This is a genomic window from Roseovarius sp. AK1035 (assembly GCF_003288315.1).
Taxonomy (GTDB): Bacteria; Pseudomonadota; Alphaproteobacteria; order Rhodobacterales; family Rhodobacteraceae; genus Roseovarius; species Roseovarius mucosus_A.
Genome location: NZ_CP030099.1, coordinates 2,957,264 through 2,980,401, shown reverse-complemented (window position 1 = coordinate 2,980,401; position 23,138 = coordinate 2,957,264). Strand labels below are relative to the sequence as shown.

Below are 23,138 nucleotides of genomic sequence, written 5' to 3'. Positions count from 1 at the left end.
TGGTTGACAGAGCGAGAAATCTTTGTCTCCCTTAGAAGAAAAAGTTTTCACCACCAATAAAACAACAAACTGCACAACAGGGAGAGTGCGATGAACGGCAACCTTGATGCGTTGACGACCATCTTCACCGAATTTTACTATTGGGTGACGGTCGTTTTCATGTTTCTGATCCACGTTGGGTTTTGCATGTATGAGGTGGGCGCCAGCCGCCGCCGCAACCACATGCATACGCTGATGAAAAACGTGATGGTGATTCCCCTCGTTACCGTGACCTTCTTCTTTTTCGGCTGGTGGATTTATTGGGCCTTCCCGATGTTCCCCTTCTTTGGCGGCCTGAATCATGAAATGGCGAGTGCCAATTTGCCATGGTCACCGAACATGGCCACCAACCTTGACGACCGGATCACCGGTGTGTTCTGGGCGGCCTTCCTGCTGTTTTCCTGGACCGCCGCTTCGATCGTGTCCGGCTCGGTGATCGAGCGGATTCGCTCCTCGGCGCTCTGGGTGCATGCGGTTCTGATCGGCTCGGTCTGGTGGATCATCGACGCGGCCTGGGGCTGGCACTATGACGGCTGGATGGTCAAGTATCTGGGCTACCATGACGCCTACGCGTCTGGCGTGATCCATGCCATCGCGGGCGGCTATGCTCTGGGTGTGATCATGGTGCTGGGTCCACGGATCGGCAAATTCGCAGCCGACGGCACCCCGCGGGATATCCCGCCGCATAACCCTTGGATGCTGACCATCGGGATTTTCCTGATCTATACCGGCTTCTGGGGCTTTTATGCCGCCTGCAACGTGCCGCTCATCTCGCCCGAAGTCATTGGCGGCCAGATCACCGGCACCACCTGGACAGCCACAAATATCTACCTCGCGCCCACCTCGCTGTCGGCCATCACCTTCAACTTCCTGATGTCGCTCTCGGGCGGTCTGATGGCGGCCTATGTGGTGTCCAAGGGCGATGCCTTCTGGACGTTTTCGGGCGGTCTTGCCGGGATCATTACGGCCTCGGCAGGTAATGACCTCTATCATCCGGTTCAGGCCATGCTGGTCGGTGCGGTCGGTGTTGTGATCGTCTACAAACTGCACTTCTGGGTCGAGCGTCGCTTCAAGCTTGACGATGCTGTGGGCGCTGTTGCCGTGCACGGGTATTCCGGCGTGGTCGGCCTGATCATCGCGGGCTTCCTGCTCTGGGGCGCACCCTCCTCTCCGTTTGAGGGCTACGCGACAATCAACCCGCTGGGTCAGACCCTTGGTGCGGTGATCATGTTCTTCTGTCTGGGCTTCCTGCCCGCCTTCATCGTGGCCAAGATGCAGGCCGCCGCTGGCGTGCTGCGCATCCCGGTCGAAGTCGAATTGCAGGGTCTCGATTACGCAGAACACCACGCCTATGAGGATGCCATTGTTCAGGTCATCGAGGCCGACAAGGCCTATCTCAACACCAAACCAACCCCCGCAGAATAAGGATAAGGCACATGTCTACAATCGGATACGAATCCTGGGCAGTTGATCTTGCCGAAGTTGGGCCCATCTACCCCTTCCAAGGGTATGAAATCCCGATGGTCGTGGCGGGTGTGATCTTCTGGCTCGCATGGCACCGCATTCAATTTGTCCGCGAGGGCGAACATCTGGAAGAAGCGCGCAAGATGGGCGATCCTGAAAAGATCCGCAAACATCTCGAACGCTACTGATCCTGCTCTGATTTGCGCGGGCGACAGCTGCCCGCGCAAATACTTACAGGAAACTTTTATTCATTTGAGTTGCAGTCACCGGAGCCCGATGTTAGCCTCGGACTGAAGGGCCCCACGGGGCAGAATCACTAAAGTGGAGCAAACGCGAATGTGCGGGATTGTCGGACTTTTCCTGAAAGACAAAGCACTTGAACCCCAGCTTGGCAGCATGCTGACGGATATGTTGATCACCATGACGGACCGTGGCCCCGACAGTGCCGGGATCGCCATCTATGGTGCGCCTCAGGCGGGCCATGCCAAACTGACCATCCAGTCGGATACCGCTGCCCGCGATTTCGACGGTCTGGCAGAACGCCTGTCGTCCGAATTGGGCGCACCGGTCACCCTGACCCGCAAGGATACCCATGCGGTGCTGGATTTCCCCGCCGACAAGGCCGCCGACACCCGTGCAGCGCTCGAGCGCCTCGTGCCCGGTGTGCGCGTCATGTCCGCAGGCGAAAGCATCGAGATTTACAAAGAGGTGGGCCTGCCCAAAGACGTGGCCGCCCGCTTTGAGATTTCCGCAATGAGCGGCACCCATGGCATCGGCCATACCCGCATGGCCACCGAGTCGGCTGTGACCACGATGGGCGCGCACCCCTTCAACACCGGGGCTGATCAATGCCTTGTGCACAACGGGTCGCTCTCCAACCACAACTCCCTGCGCCGCAAACTGCTGCGTGAAGGCGTGCGGATCGAGACCCAGAACGACACCGAGGTTGCCGCCGCCTATCTCACATGGAAAATGCGCGAAGGCGCAACGCTGGGCGAAGCGCTGGAAAGCTCGCTGGTCGATCTCGATGGCTTTTTCACCTTCGTGGTCGGCACCGAAGATGGGTTTGGCGTGGTCCGCGATCCCATCGCCTGCAAGCCCGCCGTCATGGCCGAGACCGATCAATACGTGGCCTTCGGCAGCGAATATCGCGCCCTCGTCAACCTGCCGGGCATCGAACAGGCCCGCGTCTGGGAACCCGAGCCCGCAACCGTCTATTTCTGGAAGCACTGACATGCAGACATTCGACCTAGCAGCCGATGGGCTGCGCAGCCTCAATGCCACCCTTCAGGCCCAGGCCAATGAAACCAACCAAACCGGTTGGGATATCATCAATCCGCGCGGCAGCCATGCCATCGCCGTCGGGCTCGACGCCCCTATCGAGGTGCATGTCATGGGCTCGACCGGCTACTATTGTGCCGGCATGAACAAACAGGCGACCGTGCATGTGCATGGCTCTGCCGGTCCGGGTGTTGCCGAAAACATGATGAGCGGCACCGTGATCGTCGAGGGCGACGCCAGCCAATATGCCGGGGCCACCGGCAATGGCGGCACGCTTGTCATCAAGGGCAATGCCTCGTCGCGCTGCGGTATCTCGATGAAGGGTATCGACATCATCGTGCATGGCAACATCGGCCATATGTCCGCCTTCATGGCGCAATCCGGCAATCTCGTGGTCTGCGGCGATGCGGGCGACGCGCTTGGCGACAGCCTCTATGAGGCGCGCTTGTTCGTGCGCGGTTCCGTGAAATCGCTTGGTGCGGACTGTATCGAGAAAGAGATGCGCCCCGAACATCTCGACCTTCTTGCCGAGTTGCTGGAACGTGGCGGCTGTGACGCCAAACCAGAAGAGTTCAAGCGCTACGGCTCGGCTCGCCAGCTTTATAACTTCAAACCTGACAACGCATACTGAGGGCTCAGACCATGAAAGACGAGACCCACGGCGCTCCGCGCACCCAGCCGATCCAATCGGCAACCTTCACGCAGTCGATCAACGCCGAAATCCGGCGTGCGGCGGCCACCGGCATCTATGACATTCGCGGCGGCGGTGCCAAGCGCAAGGTGCCGCATTTCGATGACCTGCTCTTCTTGGGCGCGTCCATCTCGCGCTACCCGCTCGAGGGATACCGCGAGCGCTGCGATACCTCGGTGACCCTGGGCACCCGCTTTGCCAAAAACCCCATTCATCTCGACATCCCGGTCACCATCGCGGGCATGAGCTTTGGCGCGCTCTCTGGCCCCGCCAAAGAGGCGCTTGGGCGTGGGGCGACGCTGGCAGGCACCTCGACCACCACCGGCGACGGCGGCATGACACCCGAAGAGCGCGGCCATTCCAAGAAACTGGTCTATCAATATCTGCCCTCGCGCTATGGCATGAACCCCGACGACCTGCGCCGCGCCGATGCAATCGAAGTGGTGGTGGGCCAAGGGGCCAAACCCGGCGGCGGCGGCATGCTCTTGGGTCAGAAAATCTCGGACCGCGTCGCGCAGATGCGCAACCTGCCCAAGGGGATCGACCAGCGCTCGGCTTGCCGTCACCCCGACTGGACCGGCCCCGACGATCTGGAAATCAAACTGCTGGAACTGCGTGAAATCACCGGCTGGCGGGTGCCGATCTATATCAAGGTCGGCGGTGCACGCCCTTATTTCGACACCACGCTCGCGGTCAAGGCGGGGGCCGATGTGGTCGTCCTCGATGGGATGCAAGGCGGCACAGCGGCCACGCAGGACGTGTTCATCGAACATGTGGGCCAGCCCATCCTCGCCTGTATCCGCGAGGCGGTGCGCGCGCTCCAAGATCTCGGCATGCACCGCGAAGTGCAGTTGATCGTCTCTGGCGGCATCCGCACCGGGGCCGATGTGGCCAAATGCATGGCGCTTGGCGCGGATGCGGTGGCCATCGGCACGGCGGCCCTGATCGCGCTTGGCGACAATGACCCCAAGTGGGAGTCCGAGTATAACAAGCTGGGCACCACCGCAGGTGCCTATGACGACTGGCACGAAGGCAAAGACCCCGCAGGCATCACCACCCAAGACCCCGAGTTGATGAAGCGTTTCGACCCCATCGAAGGGGGCCGCCGCCTCAACAACTATCTCAAGGTGATGACGCTCGAGGCGCAGACCATCGCGCGCGCCTGCGGCAAAAGCCACCTGCACAATCTCGAACCAGAGGATCTGTGCGCCGTGACGATGGAGGCCGCCGCCATGGCAAAGGTGCCGCTCGCCGGCACCGATTGGTGGCCCGGCAAACCCGGCACCAGCTTCTGATCCTCCGCCAGGCGTGGCCCCACGGGCCACGCCCGCCAACATCCGATAACACATGACAACAGGGACCGAAAAAATGACCAGTGATCTGGCGAAATTTGCCAAGGACAAGGGCGTAAAATACTTCATGATTTCCTACACCGATCTGTTCGGTGGACAGCGCGCCAAGCTGGTGCCGGCAGAGGCGATTGCCGACATGCAAGAGGACGGTGCCGGTTTTGCAGGCTTTGCCACCTGGCTTGATCTGACGCCCGCGCATCCCGACATGCTGGCCGTGCCAGACCCCGCGTCGGTCATCCAACTGCCGTGGCAACGCGATGTGGCATGGGTCGCCGCCAACTGCGTCATGGACGGCAAAGACCTGCCCCAAGCGCCGCGCAACGTACTGCGCCGCCTCATTGCCGAGGCCGCAGCCGAAGGCATGCATGTCAAAACCGGCATCGAGGCCGAATTCTTCCTGCTGACCCCCGAGGGCGATCAGATCAGCGATCCCTTCGATACCAGCGGCAAGCCCTGCTATGACCAGCAGGCCGTGATGCGGCGCTATGACGTGGTGCGCGAAATCTGCGATTATATGCTGGAACTTGGCTGGGAACCCTACCAGAACGACCACGAAGACGCGAATGGCCAGTTCGAGATGAACTGGAAATATGACGACGCGCTGGACACAGCCGACAAACATTCCTTCTTCAAATTCATGACCAAATCCGTTGCGGAAAAGCACGGCTTCCGCGCCACCTTCATGCCCAAACCGATCGAAGGCATGACCGGCAATGGCTGTCACGCGCATATCTCGGTTTGGGATGGCCCCGGCAAACAGGCCAAGACCAACGTCTTTGCAGGCAAAGGCGAAGGCCAGACCGGCGAAGTCGGCCTGTCAGAGCGCGGCAAGCATTTCTTGGGCGGCATCATGAAACATGCCAGCGCGCTTGCGGCGATCACCAACCCGACCGTCAACAGCTACAAACGTATCAACGCGCCCCGCACCATTTCAGGTGCCACATGGGCGCCCAACTCGGTCACATGGACCGGCAACAACCGCACCCATATGGTGCGCGTCCCCGGCCCCGGCCGGTTCGAGCTGCGCCTGCCCGATGGCGCGGTCAATCCCTATCTCTTGCAGGCCGTGATCATCGCGGCGGGCCTCTCGGGCATCCGCTCCAAGGCTGATCCCGGCAAGCGTCACGATATTGATATGTATGCCGACGGTCACAAGGTGCGCGGCGCGCCCAAACTGCCGCTCAACATGCTCGACGCGCTGCGCGAATATGACAAAGACAAAGAGCTCAAAGCGACCATGGGCGAAGATTTCTCCGCCGCCTATCTCAAGCTGAAGCGCCAGGAATGGAATTCCTTTGTCAGCCATTTCACCAAATGGGAACGCGACAACACGCTTGATATCTGAGGGCGTGACACGTCGGACAATTGGCCCGCGCAAGAGATTGCGCGGGCCATTTTTGTTTGAGTTGCGCGCGCGAACTACGCAATTGGGTTTTACACGTGCTGTGTGTTCCCGCGCGGAACAAGGCGCGGAACGCGCCGCCGCGCGGATCGCTGGGCCGTCCCGCGGCCTAGCGATTTTGAGACGAAACACCATACTGTCACGTTAGACAGACGTTGCTGGGATTAAGTGCCAGTTTACGCCGTTGCTTCGCTAGTCCCCGGCCCAGCGACCGCGCGGCTCACAACTTAGCCACGCGCCCCTCACGCCCCCGACACCGGGCACTCCTGCCCCAGGTGACCAGCCTCTTCCCGCCAATCCGGCACTGTGTTGATCAGCATATGCGCCGCACGGTGCAAGACCGCGCGAAATCGCTCGACCACCGGCCCTTCCATACCCTCAGCGCGCAACGCCGCGTCGAATGTCTCCAGCCACATGGTCACATCCGCCTGCCGGATCGGCACATGCGCGTGAATCTCGCGCAGGTCCATATGCCCGAACCGCTCGCGATAATACGCACGTCCCCCCAGAAACCCCGACAGGAATTCAAACTGCGTCTGGCGCGTATGCTCCAGACCATGACCGCGAAAATGCAGCCGGTGCAGCGCGTAGACCGCAGGGTCCTGCTCCATCCGGTCGTAGAACGTCCGAACCAGATCCCGCAGTCGCGCTTCGCCGCCAATATCGTCAAGGGCTGTGCTCATGGTCCCCACTCTTGCAACCCTGCACGCCGCCTGCCTTGACCGAAATCAAGAGCGCGGTTTGGTCTTTTGCGGATCGTAATGGGCAAAGGGCACCACCTGCGCGGGCAAACGTTTCTGCTGCCCGTCAAGCTTGCCGATCTCAACGGCTGTGCCCACCGCATGATGCGCCACATCAAGCCGCGCCAAGGCGATATTCTTGCCCAAAAGCGGCGACCGCATCGAGGATGTCACCTCACCAATCTGCGCCCGACCGATATGAACACAATCGCCATGGCCCACAGCCACATTGCTGTCGATATCCAAGCCCACCAACACCCGCGCCGGATGTTCCTTGCGCCGAATAAGCGCCTTGCGCCCGATGAAATCATCCGGTTTTGATTTCAACGGCACGGTAAACCCGATCCCCGCCTCGAACGGATCGGTCTGATCGCTGAAATCATAGCCGGCAAAGATCAGCCCCGCCTCGATCCGCACCATATCCAACGCTTGCAGGCCCATGGGCGTCAGCCCGTGATCCTTGCCCGCCGCCCAGACCGCATCAAAGACCTCGACCGCATGTTTGGGGTGACAGAAAATCTCATAGCCCAACTCGCCCGTATAGCCGGTGCGCGACACCACCACAGGCACGCCGTCGTGATCGCCAATGCGCGCGGGCGCGAAGCGGAACCAGCCCAGCTCTTCAAACTTGGGCTGATGCGGCGCGGTCCAGATCACCTTTTTCAAAAGATCGCGGCTCTCCGGCCCCTGCACGGCGATATTGTGCTGCATATCGGTGGACGAGCGCACCAGCACCTTCAGCCCCAGTTCCTGCGCCTTTTCGCGCAGCCATTCGCCACCATAATCACTGCCGCCAATCCAGCGGAAATTGTCCTGCCCAAGGCGGAACACCGTGCCGTCGTCGATCATGCCCCCATGCGGATAGCACATCGCGGTATAGACCACGCCGCCCACCGGCAGTTTCTTGATATCGCGGGTAAAGACATACTGACACAGCGCCTCGCTATCCGGCCCGGTGATCTCGAACTTGCGCAGCGCGCTCAGGTCCAGCACCACGGATTTCTGGCGGCAGGCGTGATATTCCTCGATCGGCCCGGCGCTCGACATGGCACTAGCCAGCCAGAAACCGTTATACTCGATGAAATTCTCGGTAAACCGCGCGAAACACGGGTGAAATCCTGTCTGTTTGGTCATTTTTGGCTCCGCGTCGGGGGTGGGCCGATAGGCCACCGATCTTTGAAAGGTTTCCTTGCCGCTATAGGTGCGCACATGGATATCCGTGGGATTCCAGCCATTTGCGGCGGTGGTGTCATCCGGACAGGCCGAACTCACGCACACAAGATCCGTCAAGGCGCGAAGCAGCACATAGTCCCCCGGCCGCGTCCAAGGCTCGTCTGTATACAGCACCCCATGCGCGTCAATGCCGGTGTTGAAGAAGAAATTGATCGCCATCCAGCCCGCGCGCCCCGTCACCCCATGCGGGGCCAAAGCGCCGTTGAAATTATCCGAACAGTTCACATGCCCCGGATAGCCGATATCGTCGTAATATTTCGCCGCACAGGCCAGAGCAAAGGCATCATGCCGCCCGACCGTGTCCTGCACCACCTCGACCAGCGGCAACATATCCTGATCATAGTATTTCGCATGCAGCCCCGGCATCGGATAGGCATGGCCCATCAGCGTGCGGGTCGTGGTCACATCCAGCGCATGCTCGATGCCCTTGTCCAGCTTGCGCGCGGCAAAACACTGGAAATCGGTGCATTGCCGCCCGTCCACATCAAGGATCTGGATATAATCCCCGGCTTTTACGAAATAGGCCTCAGCCGTGGCCGAATGCACCCGCAAATCCGTCACCGGATCGGCCAGCGGATCGGGCAATTCAAAGCGCGCAGCGGATTTCAGCTTGGCACGCGTTACCCAAACGGTAAGCGGCGTCGCGGTATCCTGCGCTGCGAAATCCATGATCCCGCCGGGGGCCGCGATCACCGCCACCCCGTCGCGCAGCACGGTGAATTCCGCCGCATCCCCGGCCGGGCTCATGCTGTCAAACACATCCACCGACCGCACCCGCGCCAGATCCATGCCGCGCGCCTCAAGGCCCATGCGCAAACCGCGCAATGATGTCTCGGACCCGGCAAGCAAGGCCTTCAGCCCAGCCGCATCGCCCGTGCCCGCCTCGCCCAGAATACCGGGATCAACCGTCCCATCCGGCCCCGCCGCCACGATCTCACAGCGTTGCCCGCCTTCGGTATTCACCACCCGCAGGCGATCTCCCGCTTCGATCCGGATTAGGATTGCACCCGCGCCGTCGACCACATAGCGTTCCGTCCCAGGAGGCAACGCAAACACCCACGGCTCGACAATCACACTTGGCCGGGGCGGCCCCGCCTGAACCTCGGGATAGCGCGTTTCCAACACCTCGGACCTCCTTTTTCCCTGCAAGCTATTTGCATAAGCGGAATATTTATTTAACAATAAGAATATCGCAAGCCAGCCTTGCCAGCAACATGAAACCCGAACCAGAGCCAGAATTGTCAGCCCTCGACAAAGGACCAGACCTAAAATGACTGCGTTGATCTTGGGGCTTGTCGCAGCCCTCGCTTGGGGCACCCATGATGTTTGCGTGCGTTATGTCAGCCAAAACAATGGCATTTTCGCGCCGCTCGTCTGGGTTCTGGCCTTCGGCCTTATCATCGTGACACCGATCAGCGCCTATGCGGGGCTGCACGCGCCCGAGGGGGGCGACATCGGCTTGGCGGTTTTGGCTGGTCTTTGCTTTGGCGTGGGCGGCACCGCGCTCTACCGCGCCTTTTCTATCGGCCCGGTGCGGCTGGTGGCGCCGGTGATCGGGGCCTATCCGATTCTCTCGGTGGGCTGGGCCAGCCTCAATGGCGCGCCCACGACAGCGCTCGAATGGATCATGGTCGGCCTCATCATCTGCGGCGTGGCCTATATTGCCCAGAGCGATGCCGGTCACGACCATGCCGAGGCCCCAAGCCCCCTGCCCGCCATCGCCTGGTCGCTGCTGGCCGCCGTGGGCTTTGCCCTGACCTTCGCCATCGGGCACAAGGCCACGGCGACGGGCGGCGAATTGCTGCTCTTGGCCCCGACCCGCGCCGCCGCCCTTGTGGTGGTGTTGGGCTTTGCGCTCGCGCTGCGTGCGCCTCTCGCCCTCACCCGCCGCCACACGCCGCTGCTTATCTTGATGGGCACACTCGACGCGCTGGCCATCGGCTGCGTGATTGGCGCAGGTCAGACCGCGCGGCCCGAATTCGCCGCCATCGGCGCCTCGACCTTTGGCGTGATCACCGTGCTCTTTGCGGCCATCTTCCTGCGCGAACGCCTGCGCGGCTCGCAATGGCTGGCGGTGCTGGGCGTCTTTACCGCCATTGGCGTGCTTGGCGGCGGGCACTGACCCGCCGCTTTCCTCGGCCTTCACAGATGCAAAAACCTCAGCCCTCGGAGATCAACAACGCGGCGGCCAGAAATTTGCGCCCGTCATCGAACACCGGCGGCTTTTCCCCCCGCCACCGCGCAGAGATGGGCCGTTCGGGCCGCGCGCCCGCCAGCAACTGCCGCAACGCCTGATCACTGTCCGCGGCAATCGCGCGATAGCGCTTGCGCATATTGTCGTGGAACGTATCGCGGTGCAGCGCCTCCATCCGCAGATGAAACAAGGACGAGCGGCTGCGCGGCTTGAACACCAGTCCACCCGCCACCTCAGGCGCAGTCCGCCACAGGGTCAGCGCCCGCTTTTGCAACTGCTCCGCCCGCGCGCCCTGCCCGGCATCCCGCGCCAGTACCGCAAGATTGGCAAGGCTTGTCGCCCGCCGCAAATCCCGCGCACTGAAAAACAGCCGCGCCACCCATCCGGCCCGCCGCAGCATCCGGTCTGCCCCCAAACGGTCGCCCGCCTGATAACAGGCACAGCCCGCCTCGGTCAGACGTTCCCAGACCAGATCAGCCCGCGACCAACCCGCCGCCCGCGCCACCTGCATTTCGGCGTCGCCGCGCTCAAAGCCCCAGGTACGCGGCGCGAACATGTTCATTTCCACGAAGCTCATGGGCAGGCCCCTCCATTGCGGTGTTTCCGGTTTCCAACACATAGGCATGATGCGCCAGTTCCAACGCCAGTTCGGCATTCTGCTCCACCAGCACCACCGACAGCCCCTGCGCGTTGATCTCTTCGATGATCCGCGCGATTTCTTCGACAATCACCGGGGCCAGCCCCATCGACGGCTCATCCATCAGCAACAAACGCGGCTTTGACATCAGCGCCCGGCCAATCGCCAGCATCTGCTGCTCGCCCCCCGACATGGTCTGCGCCCGCTGCACCCGCCGTTCCCGCAGGCGCGGGAAACGGTCATAGACCTGCTCCAAATCGCGCTCGATCTCGGGCTTGTCGCGCCGCAGAAACGCGCCGGTACGCAGATTTTCCTCAACCGTCATATCCTTGAAGATACGCCGCCCTTCGGGCACATGCGCGATGCCATGCGCCACCACCTTATGCGCGGGCAGGTGATCAATCCGCGTCCCCTCAAACAGGATTTCCCCCGCCACAATCGGGATCATCCCCGACATGGCGCGCAGCGTCGTGGTCTTGCCCGCGCCATTGCCGCCGATGATCGTCACGATCTTGCCCTCGGGCACGGCAATGGAAATATCGCGGATCGCATTGATCTTGCCATAGTTGACGGCGATCTTGCGCATCTCAAGCAACATGGCGCGCGCCTCCCAGATAGGCCTCGATCACCGCCGGATGATGCCGGATATCCGCCGGCCCCCCTTCGGCCAGAAACTTGCCGAAACTCATGCAGGTGATGGTATCACACAGCCCCATGATCGCCTGCATGTCATGCTCCACCAAAAGGATCGTGATCCCATCCGCCTTGAGGCGGCGCATCAGCTCCATCATCTGTCGCGTCTCCTCGGGGTTCATGCCGGTGAATGGCTCATCCAGCAGCATCACATCGGGATGGCTGGCATAGGCCACCGCCAGCCCCAAAGCGCGCTGATGCCCATGCGACAGATCCCCGGCCCGCTCGTCGGCTAGATCGCCCAAACCAAAAAACTCAAGCGCCTCGCGCGCCCGCGCCTCTGCCCCACGCCGATCCTCGCGGTCCCAGCCGATGATCGCGGCAAAGATATTGGGCCGGAACGGCATATGCGTGCCCACCAGCGCGTTTTCCAACACCGTCAACTCGGCAAAAAGCGTCGAGTGCTGGAATGTCCGCACCACACCGCGCCGCGCCACCTCATGCATCGCAAGGCCGGAAATATCCTCGCCCCTGAGCAGGATTTGACCAGACGTCGGCGTATAGAACCCCGAGATCATGTTGAACGTGGTGGTTTTGCCCGCGCCATTCGGCCCGATCAGCCCATGGATACTGCCATGCGCCACTTTGAACGACAGCCCATCCACCGCCATCAACCCGCCAAAGCGCATGGTCAGGCCGCGCATTTCTAGAAAATCGGTCATGCTGCGGCCTTTCTATCGGGTTTCGCCGTGGCTTTGCGCGGCAGGATTTTCTGAACAATGCTCTCCAACCCATTGGGAAGAAACAGGATCGACAGGATCATGATGGCCCCGTAAAATAGCGGCCGCGCCTGTTCGAACCCCATCCCCCGCAGCACGACCTCATTGATCACCGTCAGCAGGACACAGCCCAGAATGGGGCCGTAAAACGTTGTCGTCCCCCCCACGATGGCCCATGTCAGCACAAACACCATCACCTCGATGTCAAAGGAATTGGGGTTCACCGTGCCCACGTAATGCGCCTGAAGCGCCCCCGCGATCCCGGCAAAGCCCGAGGCGATGGCAAAGGCCAGCGTGCGATAGGCCCGAAGATTCACCCCCGACGCCTGCGCCAGCTTGTCTTGCCAATGCACCGCGTGAAAGGTCAGGCCCACGGGTGATTTCTCGATCCGCCACAGCACCCAGAGGCAGACAGCAACAATCGTCCCGGCAAAGTAGTAATAAGACACCGGCTCGAAGAAATCGAAACTGTAAAACCCAAGCGAGAAATCCGGCATCGGATCAATCCCCGAAATGCCACGGGCACCGCCGAAGGGTTCGCGAAACCGCTTCCAGATCAGGCGGATGATCTCGCCCGCCGCGAAGGACCCGATCAGGAAATAAAACCCCTTCATCCGGAACAGCGGAAAGGACAAGAGCACCGCCAAAAGCGCCGCCGTAACCCCGCCCAGGATCATGCCAACCGGCACCGGCACGCCAAGGTTCTTGGTCATGAGAGCCGAGGCATAGGCCCCCACCCCCATGATCACCACATGCCCCAGCGACCATTCGCCAGTCAGCGTGAGCAACCGGTAGGACATGACCAAGAGGATATTGATCACCAGAAAGACAAGAATTTCCTGTTGCGAGAAACTCAGGCCATGCGGCAGCGCGATCAGCGCGGCAGCACCCAAAAGGAACATCACCGGCTTAAGCACGATCCGCACTCCCGAATAGGCCCGTAGGCTTGACGATCAGCACCACCAGCATAAGCGACAGACCCACGATATCGGCCACCACCCCATCCGAGAATGTGGTGACGAACGTATGGACAAAGGCATAGACCACCGAGGCGATGATTGCCCCCTCCAGGGATCCGACCCCGCCCACGATGATGACGATAAAGGCCGTGACAATCACCGAATGGCCCATATGCGGGTTGACCGAAACCAGCGGCGCGGTCAGCGCGCCCGCCACCCCCGCCAGCGCCGCGCCGATGAACATGGCGATGCGCGCGGTTTGCGTGATCGAAATCCCCTGCAACGCCGCCGCCTCCGGGTCTTGTGCCGAGGCGCGCAGCGCCCAGCCAAACCGCGTCCGCTTGAGGAAATACCACAGCGCGCTCAACAAAACGACCGCCGCCACGATCACATAGATGCGCGCCACCGGCAGCCCCACCTTGTCAGATATGCGCCAGACCTCTTGCGTCACGGGCGGAATATGCTCCATCCGCACGCCAAACCCCATCACCGCCAGCGATTGCAGGATCATCAGAAACCCGATCGAGGCCACCAGACCGCCCAGCGGATTGCCCTTGAGCGGTCGAAACAGCCCGCGCTCCATCACAAGCCCCAGCATGCCCACAAAAATCATGCCAATGGGCACAGCCACAAAGAACGGCAGATGCATGTCAGCATAAAGCGCCACCACCGCATAGGCCCCGGCCATGAACAACTCGCCATGGGCGAAATTGATCACGCCCATCACGCCAAAGATCAGCACAAGGCCAACGGCCACCAAAGAAATATAGCTTGCTGCATAGACGGCGTTCAGGCCGGTCTGCGCCAGGAGTTCCATCATCGGAATGCTCGAATTTTAGAGAGGAAGGATAACAGCGCCCGCGTGCCGGGCGCTGTCCTGAACGTGCATCAGCCGCGCTGATCCCACATCTGGCCATAGGCCTGCATATGCTTGATCAAAAGATCGCCATGGCGGCTATACCAGTCGGGGATCGAGCGGAATTCCTTGATCACGGCCTTGCCGTTTTCAATCGCCACCACCGGCCAATCGCCGACCAGCGCATTGTCGATACCAAAAAGCTCGGTGCCCCACCATTCCGCCTCGCCAAAGGCGTGGTTGCCGGGGCCGTCTTTCATTGCCGCCAGCACCGCCTCGGGATCGGCAGAGCCTGCCTTTTCCGCCGCGACCTTCCACAGATCCATGATCGAGGCATATTCCCAGCTTACCGCGCCCCACTGACCGGGATGCCGCTTGTTGTATTCGGCATAAAATCCGTTGGGGTCCTGGAAATTCACGCTCTCGGCATTCAGCGCCGGATCGTCGAAATCGGGGAACTGGAAAATGAACCCTTCCATGAATTCCTTGGAGGTCTTGGCGATCATCTGGTCATAGAAATCCGCCGTACAGCTGATGATCTGACCCTTGAAATTCTGCTGGAACAGTTGCTCTGCGATGGGGTGCACATAATCCGAATAGCACGTGTCGAGACAGATGATATCGGGGTTCTTGGCCATCAACCGCGTCACCACCGGCGCGAAATCCGTGGTGGCCGGATCAAACAGCAGCGGTTCATCGAGCATCTCGATCCCTGCCGCCTCAAAGGCCGCAAGATAGGTGGCCACCGACGGCAGGCCAAGCGCGTCATCCTGCGCGCACATCACCGCCGTCTTCAATTCCGGCTTGTTCTGCGCCAGCCACTCGACACCCGTCACGTTATAGATGGGATGCACCTCGGCCGGGGCCAACAGCGTCTTGGTATCGGGCGACAGATCCGACGGCAGCAACGTGGAAAAGAGCATCCCCGTGCGCTCTGCCACCGGCTGCACACCGGGCCAAGGATCGCCACCCAGCATCATGATAAAGCTCACGCCATCCTCACGGATCAGCTTGGTTGCCCCGGTGCGCGCCTTGGCGGGATCGTATTCCTCGTCATAGGCCACGAATTCAACCGGATGCGCCCCATCCGCCAGCGTGATCCCGCCCGCGGCATTGACCCGCTCGGCCCAGATCATACAGCCATCAAGGCCCGGCTTGCCCCAGGCCGCCACAGCCCCCGTCAAAGGGGCCAGAAACCCGATCTTGATCGGTTCACCCGCCGCCAGCGCCACTTTCGGCAGGCCAAGCGCGGCAGTCGCCGCTGCGGAGGTTTTCAGAAAGGTCCGACGTGTGAACCCCTTAGAGATATATTTGGAAAGCATGCGTTCCTCCAACTGTTGGCACCGCGCGATATCGCGCAGCAGAGCGGAGCCAAGGACGACCTGTTTTGGTTCATTACCAATCCCAGAGACTATACCAGTTTCCGAAATTGGTTTCGGCTCACCAGCAAAGGCTAGCAAAGCGATTTGAAACTCACAAGAAAATTTGTTTCTTAGAGTTATAATTTACCCCGCCTATCCCGCCAAATCTCTCATATTGCTCAGAATTTTAACTGGGTCGTTTTAGAGGCATCCGACCAATCTGCGCCCGCAGCCCGCAAAACTGGTCCGGAAGGGGATCGAAATTGGTTCCATGCCGCTGACCTGCGGCTTGTGCAGGGAACCGGTTCCGCCTAGATTTGCTGCAAACGGCCCCCGCGCCACACGAAGGACCCCGCTACGATGGCCAACCAGAGCACCACAGCCCAGCTTGTCACCAGCCATTCGGTCGGGGCCACCGTGCAGGTGGTGATCGACAGCCTCTTTGCCCGCATCAAATCCGAGGAATATCCCGAGGGCGCGCGCCTGCCGTCAGAACGCACGCTTTCGTCGGAATTGGGCGTGGCCCGCAACACCGTGCGCGATGCGCTCGATGTGCTTGAGGCGCGCAACATCATCCGCCGCCGTGCCGGATCGGGCAGCTTTGTCACGTACAAAAGCGAACTCACCCGCACCCCCAGCCGCAGCGCGCTTGCCGAAAATACCAGCCCGCTTGATCACCTTGTCGTGCGCGGCATTCTAGAGCCGGAAATGATCCGCCTCGCGGTCATCAACATGACGCCGCGCGACATCATGGAGCTCGACGACATCCTCACCCGAATGGAGGCGATCAGCACCGACGCCGCCGAATTCGTCGCCTGCGAAGAGGATTTCTATCGCAAAATCGCGGCGGGCACCGGCAATCCCCTGCTTGCCTCCTGCTATGATCTGGCGATCGAGGCCTGTTTGCAAACGCATCGCTCCACCATGATGCGGCGGCATCTCACGCCCAAACGCATCGAGGATTACCAGAAACGTTATAACGCGCTTTTCAACGCGATTTCTTCGCGCGATGTGGAAACCGCCGTAGAATACATCAAGCTGCACCTGATCGAGGAACAAAAGACCCTGCTGCAAGAGGATTGAGCGCAGGACGGCGCAGCCGCCTCAGCTCACCACCAGCCGCGCCTCAAGACAGGCCTTGCCCGCCCCCTGCCCGTGCCGCTGATGCCAAAGCTGGCCAAGGGCCGCCATTTCCGCCCGCAACAGCGGCTCATGCCGCGCCAGCCAATCGGGGATTGACCCGAAACCAACGATCCGCGCCTTGCCGCCTTGGATTTGCACCACCGGCCAATCGCCAATCAGCGTGTGATCAAGGCCAAACATATCCTGCCCCCACCATTGCGCCGGGCCAAAGGCGTGGTTGACCTCGCCCAATTGCCGCATCGCCGCCAGAACCGAGACTGAATTGACCGTTCCCGCCCGCTCGACCGCCGATTGCCAGATATCAAGGATCGCGGCATATTCCCAACTCACCGCCGTCCAGCTGCCCGGAAACCGCGCGTTGTATTCGTCATAAAACGCCTGCGGCTGGTTAAAGAAAAACGCCTTTTCCGCCAGCGCCGGATCGTCGAAATCGGGAAACTGGAACAAGAAGCCTTCCATGAACTCGGGCGAGGTAAGCGCGATCAACTGCTCATAGCAATCCGCCGTACAGCTCAGGATTTGGCCCGCATAGCCCTGATGATAGGCATATTCCGTCATCGCATGCACCATCGGCGTATAGCTTGTACACCAGCACAGCATATCGGGTGCGGCCGCCAGCATCGGGGCCACCACCGCAGGGGCCGATGCCGTGCCCGGATCATACCGAATTTCCTCGATGATCTCGATGCCCACCGCCTTGAACGCCGCGCGATAGGCGGCCAGCGCCGGCAGGCCCAACGCATCGGTCTGCGCACAGAGCGCCACGGTCTTGATCTCGGGTCTGTTCTTGGCGATCCATTCCACCGCCGTCACCGTGTAAATCGGCAGCGATTCGCCCGGCGCAATCAGATAGGGCGTGTCCGGCGACAGATCACTGGTCAGCAAGGACGAGGTCAGCACCTTCTGCCCCATCAAGTAATCGCGCACCTCCGTGAACGAATCGCCCCCCAGCATCATCACCAGCGCCGCATCATGTTCCTGCACCAGATGCCGCGCCCCGGTCAGTGCATCCGCCCCGTCATATCCGCAATCATAGGATTCGAGCCGCACCGGGAATCGCCGCCCCCCCATCAGCACGCCCCCCGCCCGGTTGAGCCAATCCACCCACAAGCGACAGCCCTGCAATCCCGGTAGGCCCCACGATTCGACCGGGCCACTCAAAGGGGCCAGAAAGCCGATGGTCAGCGTCTTGCGCATGCCGACCGAAAACCGGGGCAACGCGCTCTGAATGGCCAGACGTTGTGCAAAACTCGAATTTGACATGAGCAATTTCTAGCAGGTTCCCGGCATTGCGCCAGCGGTTCATGGGAAAATATTATTCTTGGAAAGAAAAATTATTGACAAGCCCGCCCCCACAACTTCAATCTGGCATGAACCAAAGGCACCAATACCTGAATATTGGTCCATACCAGCTTGGAGGGCAACATGACCAAAAAACGAATTGCAATCATCGGCGCAGGACCATCGGGCCTGGCCCAATTGCGGGCCTTCCAATCCGCCGCCGCCAAAGGCGCAGAGATCCCCGAAATCGTCTGCTTTGAAAAGCAGGACAACTGGGGCGGCCTCTGGAACTACACCTGGCGCACCGGCCTTGATCAATATGGCGAGCCGGTTCACGGCTCGATGTATCGCTACCTGTGGTCGAACGGCCCCAAAGAAGGCCTTGAATTCGCTGACTATTCCTTTGAGGAACATTTCGGCAAGCAAATCGCCTCTTACCCGCCCCGCGCCGTGCTCTTCGACTATATCGAAGGCCGCGTGCTCAAGGCCGGTGTGCGCGACCTCATCCGCTTTTCCACCGCCGTCCGCTGGGTCGAGAAGGACGGCGAGAAGTTCAACGTCACCGTTTGCCATCTCCCCGAGGATCGCACCTATACCGAAACCTTCGATCACGTGATCGTCTGTTCGGGCCATTTCAGCACGCCCAACGTGCCCTATTTCCCCGGCTTCGAGAATTTCAAAGGCCGCGTCCTGCACGCCCACGACTTCCGCGATGCGCTGGAATTCAAGGACAAGGACATTCTCATCGTCGGCACCAGCTATTCCGCCGAAGACATCGGCTCGCAATGCTGGAAATACGGCTGCAAATCCGTGACCGTCAGCCACCGCACCGCCCCCATGGGCTTCAAATGGCCGGACAACTGGCAAGAGGTCCCGCTCCTGCAAAAGGTCGAGGGCAACACCGCCTATTTCAAGGATGGCACCACCAAGGATGTGGATGCCGTGATCCTCTGCACCGGCTACAAACACCATTTCCCCTTCCTGCCCGACGATCTGCGCCTCAAGACCGCCAACCGCCTTGCCACCGCCGATCTTTACAAGGGCGTGGCCTTTGTGCGCGAACCCGCGCTCTTTTACCTCGGCATGCAGGACCAGTGGTTCACCTTCAACATGTTCGACGCGCAGGCATGGTGGGTGCGTGACGCCATCATGGGCCGCATCGCCATTCCCGACCAAGCGGCGATGGAGGCGGATGTTGCCGACCGTGTCGCCCGCGAGGACGCCGGACAGGATGACTATGACGCGATCTGGTATCAGGGCGATTACGTCAAGGAACTGATCGACGAAACCGATTATCCCAGCTTTGATGTCGAAGGCGCCTGTCAGGCCTTCAAGGAATGGAAGGGCCACAAGAAGAAAGACATCATGGGCTTCCGCAACAATTCCTATAAATCGGTCATCACCGGCACCATGGCGCCCCTGCACCACACGCCGTGGAAAGACGCGCTCGACGACAGCCTCGAAGTTTACCTCCAGAACTGAGTTTCCCTACCTGAGGTGGGCGGCCCTGCGCTGCCCACCCTTTTTTTGCCTCTGCATGGGGGCTTGATCTTGGCCGCGCGTCGGCGCATGCACAGGGCTATGTTGCATCCCTGCCCTCAGCCCGATTTTCCTTGATGCCGATAACCCTCGACAGTCTTGCGGCGCTCGCCGCCCTGCCCTTTGACGAGGTGATCGATGTCCGGTCCCCCGCCGAATATGCCGAGGATCACATCCCCGGCGCGCTGAACCTGCCGGTGCTCTCGAACGAGGAACGCGCCCGCGTGGGCACCATCTATGTGCAACAGGATCGCTTTCTCGCCCGCAAAATCGGTGCCGCCCTCGTCTCCCGCAATGCCGCCGCCCATCTTGAGGGCCCGCTTGCGGATCGTTCGGGCGGCTGGCGTCCGCTGGTCTATTGCTGGCGCGGCGGGCAGCGCTCTGGGTCCTTCACCGTCATCCTGCAACAGATCGGCTGGCAGGCCGAAACCGTCAAAGGCGGCTATCAATCCTACCGCCGCCTTGTTGCCCGCGCTCTCTATGAAGAGCCGTTTCCCGCCCCCGTCCGCCTGATTGACGGCGGCACCGGCACCGGCAAGACCCATCTCTTGACCCATCTCGCAGCCCTTGGCGCGCAGGTGATCGACCTTGAGGATCTCGCCGCGCATCGTGGCTCGGTCTTTGGCCCCGTCGCGGGCGGGCAACCCTCGCAAAAGTCATTCGAAAGCGCGCTTGCCGCCCGCATGGCCCGGCTTGATCCCACCCGCCCGGTCTATATCGAGGCCGAAAGCAGCCGCATCGGGCGCATCACCCTGCCCCCCATGCTGGCCCGCGCCATGCGCAGCGCCCCCGTGATCCGGATCAATGTGCCGCTTGCCGCCCGCGTGTCCAATATCTGCACCGATTACACAGACCTTATCGCCGATCCCAACCGGCTTGACGCGATCCTGTCGCGCCTTGTGCAATATCACGGCCATGCGCAAGTGGACCAATGGCGCGCCCTTGGCGCATCGGGCGATTTTCCCACCCTCGTGGCGCAACTGATCGAGACCCATTACGACCCGCGTTACATCCGCAAACCCCGCCCCGAAGGCATCACGCCACTCGAACTGCCCGATCTGTCAGAGGCAACGCTACAAGCGGCAGCAAAGGGCTTGATCCAGAGCGGGTAGGCTTGGGTTTACTGTTGACCACTAAGCCGGGCGGGTCGCTGGGCCGGGGACTAGCGAAGCAACATCCGCGGCTGCCACTTTATGCGTGCCAAGTCCGTGTGACCTCTCAGCGAGGCACTCCCTCTCAAAATCGCTAGGCCGCCACGCCAAAGGCGTGCCGGGATAAAGCGGCGCACCTTCGGTGCGACGGACGGCCCAGCGATCCGCGCGGCGGGCTTCGCCCTTGATTCCGCGCGGGGGAAACCCGCGACCCTCACCCCTTCACCACAATCCCCACCGGCCCTGCCACAACCCGCCCGATCACCGCCGCCACATGCCCCGCAGCGCGCAATCGCGCCACTAACTCCTCTGCCTCTCCACCATCGACCGCCGCCAGCATCCCGCCCGCCGTCTGCGGATCATGCAACAACGCCACCCGCGCGCCCGCGCCACCCGTCACCGGTGCCGCCGCCACATTCGCCGCCCAGATGGTAGACCGCACGCCCGCCGCCGCCAACGCCTCGGCCCCATCGTAAACCGGCACCGCCGCCAGATCGACCTCGGCCGCAACGCCCGAGGCCCGGCATATGGCCATCAAATGCCCTGCCAGACCAAAGCCCGTCACATCCGTCATCGCATGTGCCCCCAAGAGTATCTCCGCCGCCGCCCCCTGCGGCACCTGCAACGCCGCGAGCAGCGCCGCAATATCGCGCCCATCCGCCAGCCCGCGCATCTCAGCCGCCAGCAGCACGCCCGACCCGATGGGCCGCGTCAGGATCAGCGCATCGCCCACCCGCGCCCCCGCCACCGTGATCGCGTCGCGCTCGAGCAGCCCTGTGACCGTAAACCCAATGCTGGCCTCCGCCCCTAGGGTGGAATGCCCGCCCACGATCTCGGCCCCAGCCGTACGCAAGGCCTCCCCCGCCTGCGCCATGATCTCGGCCATGGTGCGTGCCTGCAAACCTTCCGACATGCGCGGCACAGTCACCGAGACCAGCGCCGCCTGCGGCTTTGCCCCCATCGCCCAGACATCACCCAAGGCATGCAGCGCCGCAATCCGCGCCATCACCCCCAAATCCTCGGTAAATCCCCGCAGATGATCCGTGGTCAACACCTGCCGCACGCCGCCAACCATGATCATCGCCGCATCATCCCCCGGCCCGGTCACGATATCCGCCCGCGCCGGGGGCCGTTCCTGCGCCAAGACTGCGGACAACACCCCTGGGGCCACCTTGGCCCCGCACCCCCCACACAGCGGCTCTGGCCCAAGATCGCCCAAGGCCCGCACAGCCGGGGCCTCTGCCGCGCCCATCACCGGCAAATCGCCGAATTGCACCATGAATTTGCGGTCAATCCGATCCTTCAACCGCCAGAGCAACCGCCCGCCAAAGGCCATCCCCATCTTTTCCGCCAAGGCCGATTTTTCACCCAAGGAAATCAGCTTGAGGTAATCGCGCTGCGGATGAAACGCCCGCGTTGTCCCCCCGCTCAACACCGCGCGCAGATTGTCGCGCAGCACCGGGGCCGCGCGCACGGCATAGACCCCGGCCTTGGGGCGCGGCGCATGGGTCAGATGCGCGCAATCTCCGGCGGCAAATATCGCCTCTTGCCCCTCAACCCGCAAATCCGCCCCCACGCGCAAAAACCCATCCGCCGTCACCGGCAATCCGGTCTTTGCCAGCCAGCCATGTGCCCGCGCCCCCGCCGCCCCGGCCACAAACCCCGCCGCAATCTCTGTGCCATCGCCCAAGATCACGCCCGCGCCCGTAACCTGCGCCACGTCACCGCCCGTCACAATCCGCACGCCCGCCGCTACGCAGGCGCGCGTCAGACGCGGGCGAATCACCGGTGCCCCCGGCGCAATCTCTGCTGACCGCTCGATCAGCGTCACCTCGGCGCGTCCGGCAACGCCCTTCAACCGATAGGCCATCGCCATCGCCAATTCGATCCCGGCAATCCCGCCACCAATCACCGCCGCTTGCGGCGCGGCACCATCGGCCACCCGGCGCAAAAACTCCTCCCACGCCCCGGCAAAGGGGCCAAGCGGCTTGGCCGCGACACCATAGTCAGCGAACCCCGGCACCTGCGGCATGGCCGAATGAATGCCCACATCGACCGAGGCCACGTCAAAACCGATCTCGCCCCGCCCCGCGACCGTCACCCGGCCCGCAGCAGCATCAATCCCCGTGACCGCACCCACGATCAGCCGCGCACCCGCAAAGCGCGCCAGCCGCACCAGATCAATCTCCAACTCCTCGCGCCGGTAATGCCCCGCCACCAGCCCCGGCAACATGCCCGTGTAGGGTGCCACCGGATTGGGGTCGATCACCGTCAGCCGCGCCCCCGGCAGCGGGTCCATCCCCCACATCCGCAGCACCAACGCATGTGCATGGCCCCCCCCGATCAGAACCAGATCGCGGGTCAGGGGAACATAGGCAGGCATCATGGGACATTCTCCGGTTT

At 61.8% G+C, this 23,138-nt stretch carries 20 protein-coding genes; 10 read left to right on the top strand and 10 right to left on the bottom strand.

Going from position 1 to position 23,138, the window contains the following annotated elements; genetic code table 11:
* Positions 1–90: 90 nt before the first annotated feature.
* The 6 genes from RAK1035_RS14190 to glnT all read left to right on the top strand — a co-directional run bounded on the left by RAK1035_RS14190 (position 91) and on the right by glnT (position 6,172).
* On the top strand, positions 91–1,464 hold the full coding sequence (locus RAK1035_RS14190) for an ammonium transporter (protein ID WP_008280796.1): 1,374 nt from the start codon (positions 91–93) through the stop codon (positions 1,462–1,464).
* An 11-nt stretch (positions 1,465–1,475) separates the two neighbouring features.
* A complete protein-coding gene (locus tag RAK1035_RS14185) occupies positions 1,476–1,691 on the top strand; it encodes a hypothetical protein (RefSeq protein ID WP_008280795.1) in 216 nt (71 codons plus the stop codon).
* A gap of 148 nt (positions 1,692–1,839) precedes the next feature.
* Positions 1,840–2,736 carry a class II glutamine amidotransferase gene (locus RAK1035_RS14180; protein ID WP_008280794.1) on the top strand — a complete coding sequence of 299 codons (897 nt, stop codon included), beginning with the start codon at positions 1,840–1,842 and terminating at the stop codon, positions 2,734–2,736.
* A gap of 1 nt (position 2,737) precedes the next feature.
* Positions 2,738–3,415 (top strand): GXGXG domain-containing protein, encoded by a 678-nt coding sequence (locus tag RAK1035_RS14175; RefSeq protein ID WP_008280793.1) that lies wholly within the window; start codon positions 2,738–2,740, stop codon positions 3,413–3,415.
* An 11-nt stretch (positions 3,416–3,426) separates the two neighbouring features.
* Entirely contained in the window at positions 3,427–4,770 is a 1,344-nt protein-coding gene (locus RAK1035_RS14170; RefSeq protein WP_008280792.1) for an FMN-binding glutamate synthase family protein, read from the top strand.
* Positions 4,771–4,843: 73 nt separating this feature from the next.
* A complete protein-coding gene (gene glnT, locus RAK1035_RS14165; RefSeq protein WP_008280791.1) occupies positions 4,844–6,172 on the top strand; it encodes a type III glutamate--ammonia ligase in 1,329 nt (442 codons plus the stop codon).
* Positions 6,173–6,471: 299 nt separating this feature from the next.
* Here glnT and RAK1035_RS14160 read toward each other — a convergent pair whose 3' ends face one another.
* Both RAK1035_RS14160 and tdm read right to left on the bottom strand, forming a co-directional pair.
* Entirely contained in the window at positions 6,472–6,912 is a 441-nt protein-coding gene (locus tag RAK1035_RS14160; protein WP_008280790.1) for a globin domain-containing protein, read from the bottom strand.
* Between the two features lie 45 nt (positions 6,913–6,957).
* Positions 6,958–9,327, bottom strand: a complete 2,370-nt coding sequence (gene tdm, locus RAK1035_RS14155; RefSeq protein WP_008280789.1) for a trimethylamine-oxide aldolase Tdm — start codon at positions 9,325–9,327, stop codon at positions 6,958–6,960.
* A gap of 145 nt (positions 9,328–9,472) precedes the next feature.
* Between tdm and RAK1035_RS14150 the strand changes: the two genes are divergently transcribed.
* A complete protein-coding gene (locus RAK1035_RS14150) occupies positions 9,473–10,324 on the top strand; it encodes a DMT family transporter (RefSeq protein WP_008280788.1) in 852 nt (283 codons plus the stop codon).
* Positions 10,325–10,361: 37 nt separating this feature from the next.
* Here RAK1035_RS14150 and RAK1035_RS14145 read toward each other — a convergent pair whose 3' ends face one another.
* The 6 genes from RAK1035_RS14145 to RAK1035_RS14120 form a co-directional block, all read right to left on the bottom strand.
* A complete protein-coding gene (locus tag RAK1035_RS14145) occupies positions 10,362–10,973 on the bottom strand; it encodes a tetratricopeptide repeat protein (RefSeq protein WP_232279188.1) in 612 nt (203 codons plus the stop codon).
* Positions 10,924–11,631: an ABC transporter ATP-binding protein gene (locus tag RAK1035_RS14140; protein WP_008280786.1), complete on the bottom strand. Its 708-nt coding sequence runs from the start codon at positions 11,629–11,631 to the stop codon at positions 10,924–10,926. Before RAK1035_RS14140 ends, RAK1035_RS14145 begins: the two co-directional genes overlap by 50 nt.
* Entirely contained in the window at positions 11,621–12,388 is a 768-nt protein-coding gene (locus RAK1035_RS14135; RefSeq protein ID WP_008280785.1) for an ABC transporter ATP-binding protein, read from the bottom strand. The genes RAK1035_RS14140 and RAK1035_RS14135 overlap by 11 nt, the downstream gene beginning before the upstream one ends.
* On the bottom strand, positions 12,385–13,362 hold the full coding sequence (locus tag RAK1035_RS14130) for a branched-chain amino acid ABC transporter permease (RefSeq protein WP_232279187.1): 978 nt from the start codon (positions 13,360–13,362) through the stop codon (positions 12,385–12,387). Before RAK1035_RS14130 ends, RAK1035_RS14135 begins: the two co-directional genes overlap by 4 nt.
* Complete coding sequence (locus RAK1035_RS14125; RefSeq protein WP_008280783.1) at positions 13,355–14,224, bottom strand: branched-chain amino acid ABC transporter permease; 870 nt, start codon at positions 14,222–14,224, stop codon at positions 13,355–13,357. The genes RAK1035_RS14130 and RAK1035_RS14125 overlap by 8 nt, the downstream gene beginning before the upstream one ends.
* 68 nt (positions 14,225–14,292) lie before the next feature.
* A complete protein-coding gene (locus tag RAK1035_RS14120; RefSeq protein WP_008280782.1) occupies positions 14,293–15,582 on the bottom strand; it encodes an ABC transporter substrate-binding protein in 1,290 nt (429 codons plus the stop codon).
* A gap of 399 nt (positions 15,583–15,981) precedes the next feature.
* Between RAK1035_RS14120 and RAK1035_RS14115 the strand changes: the two genes are divergently transcribed.
* A complete protein-coding gene (locus RAK1035_RS14115; RefSeq protein ID WP_008280781.1) occupies positions 15,982–16,704 on the top strand; it encodes a FadR/GntR family transcriptional regulator in 723 nt (240 codons plus the stop codon).
* Between the two features lie 21 nt (positions 16,705–16,725).
* On the opposite strand, the gene RAK1035_RS14110 is transcribed toward RAK1035_RS14115, so the two are convergent.
* Positions 16,726–18,027, bottom strand: coding sequence for an ABC transporter substrate-binding protein (locus RAK1035_RS14110; protein WP_008280780.1), 1,302 nt, complete (start codon positions 18,025–18,027; stop codon positions 16,726–16,728).
* Between the two features lie 162 nt (positions 18,028–18,189).
* Here RAK1035_RS14110 and RAK1035_RS14105 point away from each other — a divergent pair, with 162 nt between their 5' ends.
* Positions 18,190–19,527 carry a flavin-containing monooxygenase gene (locus RAK1035_RS14105; protein WP_008280779.1) on the top strand — a complete coding sequence of 446 codons (1,338 nt, stop codon included), beginning with the start codon at positions 18,190–18,192 and terminating at the stop codon, positions 19,525–19,527.
* A gap of 134 nt (positions 19,528–19,661) precedes the next feature.
* Positions 19,662–20,696, top strand: coding sequence for a tRNA 2-selenouridine(34) synthase MnmH (gene mnmH, locus RAK1035_RS14100; RefSeq protein ID WP_008280778.1), 1,035 nt, complete (start codon positions 19,662–19,664; stop codon positions 20,694–20,696).
* A 253-nt stretch (positions 20,697–20,949) separates the two neighbouring features.
* On the opposite strand, the gene selD is transcribed toward mnmH, so the two are convergent.
* Complete coding sequence (selD, locus tag RAK1035_RS14095) at positions 20,950–23,121, bottom strand: selenide, water dikinase SelD (protein ID WP_008280777.1); 2,172 nt, start codon at positions 23,119–23,121, stop codon at positions 20,950–20,952.
* Positions 23,122–23,138: the final 17 nt, after the last annotated feature.

Excerpts from the sequence above, each read along its gene's own strand:
- RAK1035_RS14190 (WP_008280796.1), top strand. The coding sequence starts at position 91 with ATGAACGGCAACCTTGATGCGTTGACGACCATCTTCACCGAATTTTAC.
- RAK1035_RS14185 (WP_008280795.1), top strand. The coding sequence starts at position 1,476 with ATGTCTACAATCGGATACGAATCCTGGGCAGTTGATCTTGCCGAAGTT.
- RAK1035_RS14180 (WP_008280794.1), top strand. The coding sequence starts at position 1,840 with ATGTGCGGGATTGTCGGACTTTTCCTGAAAGACAAAGCACTTGAACCC.
- RAK1035_RS14175 (WP_008280793.1), top strand. The coding sequence starts at position 2,738 with ATGCAGACATTCGACCTAGCAGCCGATGGGCTGCGCAGCCTCAATGCC.
- RAK1035_RS14170 (WP_008280792.1), top strand. The coding sequence starts at position 3,427 with ATGAAAGACGAGACCCACGGCGCTCCGCGCACCCAGCCGATCCAATCG.
- glnT (WP_008280791.1), top strand. The coding sequence starts at position 4,844 with ATGACCAGTGATCTGGCGAAATTTGCCAAGGACAAGGGCGTAAAATAC.
- RAK1035_RS14160 (WP_008280790.1), bottom strand. The coding sequence starts at position 6,912 with ATGAGCACAGCCCTTGACGATATTGGCGGCGAAGCGCGACTGCGGGAT.
- RAK1035_RS14150 (WP_008280788.1), top strand. The coding sequence starts at position 9,473 with ATGACTGCGTTGATCTTGGGGCTTGTCGCAGCCCTCGCTTGGGGCACC.
- RAK1035_RS14145 (WP_232279188.1), bottom strand. The coding sequence starts at position 10,973 with ATGAGCTTCGTGGAAATGAACATGTTCGCGCCGCGTACCTGGGGCTTT.
- RAK1035_RS14140 (WP_008280786.1), bottom strand. The coding sequence starts at position 11,631 with ATGTTGCTTGAGATGCGCAAGATCGCCGTCAACTATGGCAAGATCAAT.
- RAK1035_RS14135 (WP_008280785.1), bottom strand. The coding sequence starts at position 12,388 with ATGACCGATTTTCTAGAAATGCGCGGCCTGACCATGCGCTTTGGCGGG.
- RAK1035_RS14125 (WP_008280783.1), bottom strand. The coding sequence starts at position 14,224 with ATGATGGAACTCCTGGCGCAGACCGGCCTGAACGCCGTCTATGCAGCA.
- RAK1035_RS14120 (WP_008280782.1), bottom strand. The coding sequence starts at position 15,582 with ATGCTTTCCAAATATATCTCTAAGGGGTTCACACGTCGGACCTTTCTG.
- RAK1035_RS14115 (WP_008280781.1), top strand. The coding sequence starts at position 15,982 with ATGGCCAACCAGAGCACCACAGCCCAGCTTGTCACCAGCCATTCGGTC.
- RAK1035_RS14110 (WP_008280780.1), bottom strand. The coding sequence starts at position 18,027 with ATGTCAAATTCGAGTTTTGCACAACGTCTGGCCATTCAGAGCGCGTTG.
- RAK1035_RS14105 (WP_008280779.1), top strand. The coding sequence starts at position 18,190 with ATGACCAAAAAACGAATTGCAATCATCGGCGCAGGACCATCGGGCCTG.
- mnmH (WP_008280778.1), top strand. The coding sequence starts at position 19,662 with ATGCCGATAACCCTCGACAGTCTTGCGGCGCTCGCCGCCCTGCCCTTT.
- selD (WP_008280777.1), bottom strand. The coding sequence starts at position 23,121 with ATGATGCCTGCCTATGTTCCCCTGACCCGCGATCTGGTTCTGATCGGG.